The sequence below is a fragment of the Rhodoferax sp. RT5P35 genome, assembly GCF_056521385.1.
In genome coordinates, this window is sequence record NZ_JBWMAX010000180.1 from 1 (window position 1) to 1,304 (window position 1,304).

1 protein-coding gene is annotated in these 1,304 nt (G+C 63.6%); it reads left to right on the forward strand.

Annotated features, from left to right (window positions below; genetic code table 11):
- Positions 1 to 115 precede the first annotated feature (115 nt).
- Positions 116 to 1,258 carry an MFS transporter gene (locus AC097L_RS24755; RefSeq protein ID WP_479589370.1) on the forward strand — a complete coding sequence of 381 codons (1,143 nt, stop codon included), beginning with the start codon at positions 116 to 118 and terminating at the stop codon, positions 1,256 to 1,258.
- Positions 1,259 to 1,304: the final 46 nt, after the last annotated feature.

A 1,304-nucleotide genomic window follows, 5' to 3' on the forward strand; every position in this document is an offset into this window, starting at 1 on the left:
GACTATCTTCTAACCAACGTTTACTGTGAAATTCAAAGACTTTATCCGCACCATCCCCTACCTGGCCTGGGTGGTGATCTACACCGCGTTCTGAGCGGGCATTTTTGCCGCCATTCTGGGGGCGGTCACGCCCGAGCTGCGCGAGGAACTCGACAACTACCAGCAGCTGGGCATCCTGATGATGGTGTGGTCCAGCGGCTCGGTGCTGGGGGCTTTGCAGGGCGGGCGCATGGCGCAGCGCTACCCGCCCCGGCCCTTGTTTTTGGGCTACACCGCCGTCGCGCTGCTATCGATTGGGCTGGTCGTGCTGTCACCCAATTTCGGCACGCTGCTGCTGGGGTTTTTTGTGGTGGCGCTGGTGGAGACGGCGCTGTTCACCCTGGCGCACGGCATCCTGGCCGATGTGAGCCCGCAGCCTGAGCTGCGCGCCCGGCTGCTGAGCATGGTGGACGTGGCCTTCAGCCTGGGCAATTTGCTGTCGCCCCTGTTGGTGATTGGCGTGCAGACGGTCAACACCAATTGGCGCGCGCCCTATGCGCTGTATTTGTTGCCGCTGCTGTCGGTGCTGCTGCTGTTTTGGCCGCGCCGGTATTTTGCGCAGCTGGGCTCGCCGCACCACGCCGCAGAAAATGGGGCTGGAGGGGCGGGCGGCGCACTCAGTTACGTGCAGTTGCTGCGCCGCCCGGTGATCGCCTGGACGGTGGCGGGCGGGGTGCTGGCAGGCTTTCTGGAGTGGGGCCAGAACTTTTGGTATGTGAGTTACGGCATCAACGCCCAGCAGCTCAGCCCCAACGCCGCGCGGGTGGGTTTGCAGTTTTTTGTGGCGGGCATGGTGGCGGCGCGGCTGTGGCAGGCGTTTTTCCACAGCAATTGGTCGATACGGCAAAAGCTGTGGCGGCTGAACCTGCTGGCGCTGGCGGGCATGGCGCTGAACGTGCTGCTGCCGGGCGTGGGCGGTTGGGCGCTGCCCGCAGTGGGCAATCTGCTGTTTGGCCTGGGCGTGGGGGTGGTGTTTCCGGTGCTGCTGGCCACCATGATCGACGCGGCACCGGGCCAGGCTTCACGGCTGTCGGCCCTGCTGATGCTGGGCTTCAGCCTGGGGTCGCAGTTGGCCGGGGTGGTGGTGGGCAGTCTGTCGGACTGGGTGGGGCTGCGCTGGGCCTATGGCTGCATGCTGCTGGTGGTAATGGCTTTCACGGCGGTGGTGTGGAAGATCTTGCACTTCGCCCCGCCTGCCTTCCACTTACTAACGAAATAGACCTCCAGCGCTTATTCCATCAGCACAAGCAGCTATTCTAAATATA